The 9,984-nt window shown below is 44.4% G+C and carries 6 protein-coding genes; 4 read left to right on the top strand and 2 right to left on the bottom strand.

Annotated elements, in window-relative coordinates:
• The coding region (locus A3757_RS06105; RefSeq protein WP_197469863.1) for a CoA transferase at window positions 1-620 on the top strand (620 nt) is incomplete at its 5' end.
• A 74-nt stretch (window positions 621-694) separates the two neighbouring features.
• Here the strand turns inward: A3757_RS06105 and mfd are convergent.
• A complete protein-coding gene (gene mfd / locus A3757_RS06100) occupies window positions 695-4,150 on the bottom strand; it encodes a transcription-repair coupling factor (protein ID WP_068553071.1) in 3,456 nt (1,151 codons plus the stop codon).
• A 204-nt stretch (window positions 4,151-4,354) separates the two neighbouring features.
• Between mfd and A3757_RS06090 the strand changes: the two genes are divergently transcribed.
• Window positions 4,355-5,941, top strand: coding sequence for an ABC-F family ATPase (locus tag A3757_RS06090; RefSeq protein ID WP_082865111.1), 1,587 nt, complete (start codon window positions 4,355-4,357; stop codon window positions 5,939-5,941).
• Window positions 5,942-5,997: 56 nt separating this feature from the next.
• On the opposite strand, the gene A3757_RS06085 is transcribed toward A3757_RS06090, so the two are convergent.
• Complete coding sequence (locus A3757_RS06085; RefSeq protein ID WP_068739314.1) at window positions 5,998-6,981, bottom strand: integron integrase; 984 nt, start codon at window positions 6,979-6,981, stop codon at window positions 5,998-6,000.
• A 760-nt stretch (window positions 6,982-7,741) separates the two neighbouring features.
• On the opposite strand from A3757_RS06085, the gene A3757_RS06080 reads away from it, so the two are divergent.
• Complete coding sequence (locus A3757_RS06080) at window positions 7,742-8,092, top strand: TRL-like family protein (RefSeq protein WP_068633991.1); 351 nt, start codon at window positions 7,742-7,744, stop codon at window positions 8,090-8,092.
• Between the two features lie 121 nt (window positions 8,093-8,213).
• On the top strand, window positions 8,214-9,860 hold the full coding sequence (locus A3757_RS06075) for a lipoprotein (protein ID WP_156506216.1): 1,647 nt from the start codon (window positions 8,214-8,216) through the stop codon (window positions 9,858-9,860).
• The last annotated feature ends 124 nt before the right edge of the window (window positions 9,861-9,984 follow it).

Genomic DNA, 9,984 nt, shown 5'->3' with positions numbered 1-9,984 from the left:
AACGTGCTTCTACTGGAAAAGGCCAGCACCTGGATATCAGTATGAGTGATGCGGCCTTGGCGCTGAACACGATGTTCGGCGCCAACGCGCTAGTCAGTGGCAAGGACCCAGCGTGTGGCGAAGAGATGCTCAACGGTGGTTTATTCTACGACTACTACCAGACGGCAGATGGCAAGTATATTTCGGTCGGTAGCCTGGAACCAAACTTCGCGATGGTTTTGCTATCTACCCTAGGTTTGACAGCTTACCAGAATAAGATTGCCGACCAACGAGCCGAAACCCAAACAGAAATCAAGGCAGCAATTGCAGCAAAAGTGATCGAAAAAGACCAAGCTCACTGGAATGACGTCTTTGGCAACTTAGATGCTTGTGTAGAACCTGTATTGAGTATCAACCAGGCTGCAGCGCACCCTCACTTCATAGCGCGGGGCATGATTACCACCGCTGTAGATGAGACAGGCAACGAGATTCAACAAATAAATAGCGCATTGCCATTTAAGTCTGAAGGCATAAAGCAAGCAGGGAGACCTTTGGGGGCAGATACCTCAGATGTATTAAAGTCTTTGGGCTATAGTGATGAGCAAGTTCAGGGGCTTAGAGAGGGGAAGTGTGTTAAGTAAGCATATATCTCGCTGTGAACCTGACTCGTGCTAACCTGCCAGCGAGCCGTGGAAGGCTCTGCCTACAGCTGAGGCTAAGTCGGGGCCTTGCTCAATAACGCAATCAGCGCTTCAATCTCACTTAATTTCTCTTCTGCGTTCTTGGCCTCAAGCTCAAACTTAAGTTTTGTGGCGCCTTCTAGCTTGTACTTTATCGGGTTCTTTTGCACTAGCTGAACGATGGCCAAGGGGTCGACTTTCGTGTCTTTTGAAAACTCAAAACTACCGGAGGTCTCGCCTGCGTCGATTTTATCGATGCCAACAGGATCGGCTTTGAGCTTCAGCTCTGTTTGACGCATTAGGTTTTTCACAGCGTCAGGTAACATACCGAAGCGGTCAATCATTTCGACTTGAATGTCTTTTAGGCCGTCCTTATCGGCAGCGTTAGCAATACGTTTATAGAGTACTAAACGCATATGTACGTCTGGTAAATATTCGTCAGGAATAATTGCGGGAATACGCAGGTTCACCTCGGTGCCATGCATTGGGTTCTCAAGGTCGAGCTCTTTTCCTTGTTTAAGCGATTTAACGGCTTGATCTAGCAAGTCCATATATAGGGTAAAACCGATATTCTGAATCTGGCCGCTTTGTTCTTCACCTAATAGTTCACCTGCACCACGTATCTCTAGGTCGTGCGTTGCCAACATGAAGCCCGCCCCAAGTTCTTGCGAGGCAACAATTGCTTCAAGTCGTTTTTCAGCATCGCCACTAAGTTTTTTAGAGCTGGGTGTCATGAGATAGGCGTAAGCCTGGTGGTGTGATCGTCCGACGCGTCCACGTAACTGGTGTAGCTGTGCCAAGCCGAACTTATCAGCTCGGTCTATCATGATGGTGTTGGCATTAGGAATATCGATGCCGGTCTCAATGATGGTTGAGCAAACTAAAACATTAAAGCGCTGGTGATAAAAGTCTGACATCGCGGTTTCAAGTTCACGCTCACGCATTTGACCGTGGGCAATGCCAACTCGCGCTTCAGGTACCAGTTTAGTTAAGTACTCAGCTTCTTTATGAATATTTTTAACATCGTTAAATAAGTAGTAAACCTGACCACCACGCAGAATCTCACGCAAGAGAGACTCTTTGATCAAAGCATCTTCGCGCTCACGAACGAAAGTTTTTACTGACAGACGCTTAGCAGGTGGTGTGGCGATAATCGATAGATCGCGTATGCCGCCCATCGCCATATTTAAAGTACGCGGTATTGGCGTGGCGGTAAGGTTTAAAATATCTACGTCGCTGCGGAAAGACTTAATCTTTTCTTTCTGCTGCACACCGAATCGATGTTCTTCGTCAATAACCAAAAGACCAAGGTCTTTGTACTTAACATCTTTTTGAATCAGCTTGTGGGTACCGACAATAATATCTATTTTTCCAGCCTTTAGGTCTTCCAGCGCTTTAGCCTGATCTTTTGGAGAGTTGAATCTTGATAGCACATCGACTTTAACCGCCGTGCCTGCAAATCGATCTTGGAAAGACTCGTAATGCTGCTGCGCAAGAAGTGTCGTAGGAACGAGCACTGCGACCTGCTTACCCGAGTAGGTTGCGACAAATGCGGCACGCATCGCCACTTCAGTTTTACCAAAACCAACGTCTCCGCAGACGAGCCGGTCCATCGGCTGTTCGCGTGTCATATCGCGAAGCACTGCCTTAATCGCAGCTTGCTGATCGGGTGTCTCTTCAAACGGGAAATTGGCGCAGAAGGCGCGGTAAGCTTCACCAGGTTTATCACATTTAAATCCGGAGCGTGCTTCACGCTTTGCATAAACTTCGAGCAATTCTGCGGCCGTATCACGAATTTTCTCTAAGGCTTTTTGCTTTGCTGCACTCCACTTTTCAGTTCCCAGACGGTGCAGCGGAGCGAGTGATTCGTCAGTTCCGCTATATCGAGAAATAAGGTTGAGGTTAGATACAGGAACATAGAGCTTGGCTTCGTTGGCATACTCAAGCATTAGAAACTCATCGACTTGATCACCCACTTTGATCGTTTCTAAACCGCGATAGCGGCCAACGCCATTATCAATATGTACGACCGGCGCGCCGATGGATAATTCCGTCAGGTTTTTCACCATCATTTCAGAATTATCACTAGATTTCTTACGGCGTCGGCTCTGTACAACTCGCTGGCCGAACAATTCTGTTTCGGTGATAACCTGAAGTGACGCTTCTTGCGAAATAAAGCCGTGCGACAAACTGCCAGTTACTAACTGTACCTGGCTGTCTGTTTGCAGAAAGCTTTGCCAGCTTTGAGTGTCTTCGAATGCGAAGGCGTACTGTGTGAACAACTCGCTTAGTACTTCACGTCTGCCCGCGGTTTCAGCAATGATCAGCGTCTTACCGGCAAAGGCGTCTATTGCCGTTTTAAGCGCACTGAGTGGATCGGTATTTCTGTCATCGACACCTACTTGCCCTAGTACATCAAAAGGTAAGTTTGATTTACCTGCACCTTCACTTAATCTCGCGGTGGATAAGGTTAACCTTGGGTGTTGCTTTAAATCAGAAAATAATTCGTCAGTTGTCAGGAACAGGTTTCTAGGCGGAAGAATAGGGCGCTGGATATCGTGCCTTCGATCTTCGTAACGGCCGTTAATATCGCTCCACACATGATCTAGCAATTCAGGCATGTCACTTGGCGTAATGACAAGTGACTGTTCAGGTAAATAGTCAAACAGTGTTGTCATCTCTTCAAAAAACAGCGGGCTGTAATATTCAACGCCGTGTGGTTTGATTCCGTCTTTGATATCTCGATATAAAGGACAGTTTGATGCCGCATTTGGGAACTGCTCTAACCAACGGTTCCGAAAACTCATGCGGCTTTTATCGTCCCATGGGAATTCGTTTGCAGGTAAAATCTTTAGCGATTTGATCTTATTTTTTGAACGCTGGTTATCCGGGTCGAATGTACGCAGGCTTTCTATCTCATCATCAAACAACTCGATACGAACGGGTTCTTCACTGCCCATAGGGTAAAGGTCAAAGATTGAGCCTCGTATTGCGTACTCGCCATGCTCATAAACGGTATTAACATTTCTGTAGCCAACTTCTTCAAGCATACGGCGGTACTTTTCAAGCTCAAATGTCTGCCCATTCTTTAAAGAAAAGGTGTGCGCGTTCAAAAAGCTTTTTGGTGGCAAACGATGCAATAGCGTATTAAGCGGGATGATAAGTAAGCCGCGCTTAGCAAGAGGAAGCTTGCTGAGAGTTTCCAAACGCTGAGAAATAATATCTTCATGGGGTGAGAATGTATCGTAGGGAAGTGTTTCCCAGTCAGGGAAAACATAAACCTCATGCTTGCCTTCGTTAAAGAATTTAAACGCGCTTTCCATTGCGTAGGCTTGTTGCGAATCTTTAGCGATATATAAACAAAAGCCTTCTATCTCATTAAGTAACTCGTAAAGTGTCGCCGCGCTAGCACCTTGAGGAATGGAGCCCCAGTATTTATGGTCAGCGGGCACTGAAGGAATAAGCGTTGACGAAATAGAAGAGACATTCATGCTAAGTTACTGTTCTCGAATTGGCGGCAGAAATAAGGGGCGAATAATAGCTTTGATCGAGGAATATTGCACCCCGATATAAGCCCTTAGCAAACGAGATACAAAAATCTTTGCTTTGGTTTAACGAAAGCGCTTTCTTTGTGGCATAATTCGCGCCGCTATTAATAGATAGCTGAACCATGACCCAGATCTTGAGGCAATACCTTGTTAGTTACCGCGAATATTACAATGCAGTTTGGCGCAAAGCCGTTATTTGAAAACGTTTCAGTTAAGTTTGGTGAGGGCAACCGCTATGGCCTAATTGGTGCCAATGGCTGCGGTAAGTCAACCTTTATGAAAATATTGGGCGGTGACTTAGAGCCTACCTCGGGGAATGTCTCTAAAGACCCTAATGAACGAATTGGTAAGCTAAAGCAGGACCAGTTCGCCTATGAAGAGTTTAGTGTTGTCGATACCGTTATCATGGGGCATGAAGAGCTTTGGTCAATCAAAGCGGAGCGTGATGCGATCTACGCCAAGCCTGAAATGAGTGAAGAAGACGGTATTCGCGCAGGCGAGCTTGAATCTGAATTCGCTGAAATGGACGGCTACAGTGCAGAATCTAGAGCGGGTGAATTACTGATTGGCGTTGGTATTCCGGTTGAGCAGCATTATGGCCCAATGAGCGAAGTTGCACCGGGTTGGAAACTTCGTGTCTTACTCGCGCAAGCACTTTTCTCTGAACCCGATATCATGCTGCTCGATGAGCCGACCAACAACCTGGATATTAATACCATTCGTTGGCTAGAAGGTGTTCTCAACGAGCGTAACTGTACGATGATCATCATCTCGCACGATAGACACTTCTTAAATAGTGTTTGTACGCATATGGCTGATCTCGACTACGGTGAATTACGTCTGTATCCGGGCAACTATGACGAATACATGCTTGCATCGACTCAGGCACGTGAACGCCAGATGTCTGATAATGCGAAGAAGAAAGCACAGATCTCAGAATTAAAGGCCTTTGTCGCTCGTTTCTCAGCCAATGCATCTAAATCTAAGCAAGCCACCTCGCGTGCAAAACAGATTGATAAAATTCAGCTTGATGATATCAAACCCTCGAGCCGCCAAAACCCTTTCATCGTCTTTAACCAAGAAAAGAAGCTTCACCGAATGGCGCTTGAAGTTGAAAGCTTGACCAAGACCTATGAAGAAACGCTCTTCAAAGACCTTAACCTGATGGTTGAAGTGGGCGAGCGTATCGCGATTATTGGCCCTAACGGTATCGGAAAAACCACCATGCTTCAGTGCCTTACAAATAGCATCGAGCATGATGCTGGTACAATAAAGTGGTCTGAGAATGCCAATATTGGTTACTACGCTCAGGATCACGCTTCAGATTTCGAAGAAGACAAAGATCTATTCGAATGGATGGGTGAATGGGGGCAAGAAGGTGATGACGAACAAGTGATTCGTGGCACTCTTGGTCGCTTACTTTTCTCTCAGAACGATATCAACAAGTCAGTCAAAGTGATTTCGGGTGGAGAGCAGGGCAGGATGCTATTTGGCAAGATCATGCTTCAGAAGCCAAATATTCTTGTGATGGATGAGCCGACTAACCACTTGGACATGGAGTCTATTGAATCCTTGAATATGGCGCTAGAAAAGTTTGAAGGAACTCTACTGTTCGTTTCTCACGATAGAGAATTTGTTTCATCTTTGGCGACACGTATTATCGAGATTACGCCTGATGGCATAGTCGACTTTAACGGTAACTATGATGAATACCTAGAGAGCCAGGCCCAGTAAAAACCTTGCTCTTAAGGTTTTGAATGAAGGGGCGTAAAGCCCCTTTTTTAGCATTGTTATATATCGACCGGACTTACGACACCTCGCTCCTGTATGCCAACAACGTGTGTGTAGATCTGGGTGGTTGAAATATTGGAATGCCCCAACATTTCCTGAATTGCCCTAATGTCTGTTCCCGCTCGTAGTAGGTTGGTAGCAAAACTGTGCCTAAAGGTATGGCAGCCAGCCTTTTTATATATGTTAGCGAGCTTCAAAGCCTCTTTAATCTTCCGTTGAACCGCACGCTCACCTAAATGGTGACGGCGATAAATACCAGCTCGCGGGTCCTTCGAAAGCGAATTCGCCGGAAACACGTATTGCCATGCAGGGGCTGTTGCAGCATTCGGATACTTACGTGCCAAGGCACCCGGAAGATAGACCGCCCCATAGCCCTCTTCAAGATCTTTCGCGTGCAGCGCGAGTGCATAGTCTATTTGAACTTTTAAGGGCTCAATCAAGGACTTGGGAAGCAGCGTGCGCCGCCACTTTAGCCCCTTAGACTCACGCACTATTAGGCAGTTATTTGCAAAGTCGATGTCTTGAACCCGCAAACGAACCGCCTCCATGACCCTAAGGCCAGCCCCATACATCAGCTTTGTTAGCATAAGGTAAACGCCATCTAACTTACCTATTACCGCCAGCGCCTCGGCATGACTAAATACCGTAGGAATTGTTTGCGGCTGGTTGCTCAGCTTGAAATCAAGATCACCTAGCTCAATCTTCAAAAACTTATGGTACATAAAAACCAAGGCATTGAGCGCAGTCTTCTGCGTATTGACCCCGGCGCTCTGATCGAGCGCTAAAGAACTCAGAAACTGATCGACCTCGACAGCCCCCATTTCCTTGGGGTGCCTTTTGTTGTGAAAACGAATAAAACGTATTACCCAATGGCAATAGGTTTTCTCGGTCTTATAGGCCATTTGTTTACTACGAATAAATGCTCGAAACTGATCAATAAAGCGCACGGGCTTTTTAGGGAGAGGTAGTGGTATATCATCCATAAAACTAATCCTTTAGTTTAAGAGTGAGTCAAAATAGCTATGAAAAGCGACCTCCTGTCGTATATCTATAGCTACCGTTAAAATACGGTAAAAGCTATTTAAAAACAAATAATTATGAAGGCTTGTAATAAAAGGATAGGCGACACGAGTCGCACTTTGTAAATTGCAAAAACTTTGGACTTCATCGGACTCCAGAAATGATGTAGGATTCGTGTGATATAGAATTTTTTTAAAAAAGGATATACGACAAATGGATATACGACCTTATGTCGTAGATTCAAATGTTAAATGTTTTTTGGCCTTTAGGTTTAAGGCTCAATACTCGGCAAGGAGTGCTCGTTTCTTTTCATACATTCCTCCGTTTAAGTTTTTAGGGTAAGTGGCACGGTTTCCCGCTGTTCCGCTCCGCTGTTTAAGTTTCTCAGGTACATTTTAATTTGTAGAGGCTTCGTCGGTGGTGTGTTCCTAGGGAATCCGGTAAAGTCGTCAACTTAATTATTTTAGCCACAGGCAACGAACTAAAGTTCCGCCTTCGGCTACACAACGTGGTGTTGTTCTACTTGGGTGTTCTAAAACATCTAACCAGTTCATCAAACATCACTCCGGCCACAAAGAAACGTGGCCTGCGTTGGACGCACGATAGAGCCGTGCGCCGTTTATAAAAGCGTTAGGTGAAAAATTAGTAGGCAGCATTAGTTTCAATAAGATAAAATCTCGGTTCAACTTAAATCAATAACTTAAAATTAAGGAAAATCATAATATGTTAAAGAATAAACTGTTTGGTTTCGTAATAATCGTATCAGCCTTATTTATGTCAGGGTGCGCAACGAACCTGTTTCCAGGAGGCCCAACCCCAGCTGGTGTAATTATCACTAATGTGAAAGGCCCTGCTCAAAACTTAACCGTAGCAACCGATAAAGATGCACAGAGTTCAAAAATGGGCTCAGCGAGTGTATCTGCAATTGCTGGTTTATTTGCATTTGGCGATGCAAGTATAGATACAGCCATGAAAGAAGCCGGCATCACAAAGGTACATCACGTAGATCATCAAGTTAACTCTTTTCTATTTGGTCTTTGGCTACAAAACACAACCATCGTGCATGGAGAGTAAATATAGTACCACCTAACAAGTGCAGCTTGCGGAACTACGTGAGCTGTCACGTTTTGTGCGTTGCACAAAAAGCGCCATCACACTCCGTCCGCAACTGCAGGCGTTAGCTTTAAAGGTGCATATGCAGAAACAAAAAGGAGAAGAAATGAAGAGGATGTTTTTGGGATTCGGAATCCTAGCAATTTTGTCTGGTTGTGCTTCCAATCCACTTGAAAATCCAACTGCTCAATCTTGTGCAGAATATTACAAGGCCGGAGATAAACAAACCGCAGAGGCTGTATGCGGTAAAATTTCAAGCCGGGGTAATTCTGATGGCTATTATTACCTATCAAAGATTGAACACGATAAGGGCAATGAATTAAAAAGCTTGGGGCTACTTTATAATGCTCGCAGAGCCTATAGTTCCGAATACAAAAAGGCCGAAAATGAGCATCTAGAAAGAGCTCTCTCTGAAAAGAAAAATAAAAATTATGGTCAGGCAAAAGAGATTTTTGAGCTACTGGCCAGTCATAATAATGTCAGATCACAGAGAGAGCTAGGAAATATCTATTATTACGGGCTAGGTGTGGCCGCTAGTACAGATAAAGCCGTATTTTGGTTTAGAAAAGCCTCAACAGCCGGTGATCAATATAGCAAAAATTCTTTAAACACAATCTTTGCTGATGATTATAAAAAAGGCCTTAAGCTTTATGAGAGTAAAAAGTTTTCCGAAGCACTTCAAGTTTGGTTGCCGATTGCCAAAGAGGGGCATTACGATGCCCAAGGTTATCTCGGTGACATATATAGGTTGGGAAAACTTGGAACGCCTGATTATTCTGAGGCTGCAAAATGGTACAACTTAGCTGCAGATCAAGATGGCGCTTATGAAGCATATCAGTTAGCCCTTCTGCTAAAAGATGGTAAAGGGGTATCGAAGAACACGCGAGAAGCCTATAAATATTTTAAGAAAGCTGCTGATAACGGGAAATCAGACGCTTATTTTTACGTGGCTTATTTCTTAAGTGAAGGAGAGGGTGTTAGCAAGGATTTAACTGCGGCTAGGAGTTGGTACGAGAAAGCGCTCTCTGATAAACCCTCAAGTGCCGTTCAGAATAATTTAGCATTAATGTATCAGCGTGGCGAAGGAGGAGAAAAAGACTTAACGAAAGCTAAGGAGTTATTTAAGTTGGCCGCTGATTCTGGCAATGAGTATGCAGTAAACAATCTTAAAACATTGGAAAATATGCTAGCCATTCAGAAAAAACACCCGAATTCTCCGAAGCTATTTGGTATTCATCTCTACGGCGCTACCCGAGATGAAATGCGGTCAGCCATAAAAGAGGCAGGCGCTAGGCCTACTCGAGAGAAATATAGCTATTTTGCAGATAATTATAATTCCAGAAATATCATGCCTGGCTCAACAGAGATGTTAGTTTTCTATTCTCAAGAATCAGATGGAAATGATTATGGTTCATCAGGTGATTATTTGGCACAGATTCAGTATAAATTTCCATCTTCTAATAAGTGGTATATCGATGAAATAAAGGATTTATTATCACAAAAATATGGTTACCCCGATAATTCCTACGGCTCATCAAACTTAGGGGAAGTGACCCACTACTGGTATAAAGATGGTGTGACAATTAAATTAGAACGTGGATGGCCTAATCTGAATTTGTGGCTTTCTTATAACGTATCTGATTTCAAATACAAGATGGACGCGGAAATCGCAGCAGTAAAAAAAGCCAAAAAGATGAAGAAGTATGAAGGTTCTAGTTCCGCATTCTGACCTAGACAAAGCTAACAAAGCGCTGCTAGGGACAAACCTACGCTGCGCTACGGTTTGCCCCAGAGCGCGGCGTTAAGTCTCATAAAGGAAGGTTACTTTAGTGATAAGGATTTTAATATTATTT

The sequence above is a fragment of the Oleiphilus sp. HI0117 genome, from assembly GCF_001635235.1.
The sequence above is the reverse complement of the archived record's forward strand: the minus strand, read 5'-3'. Positions and strand labels throughout refer to the sequence as shown.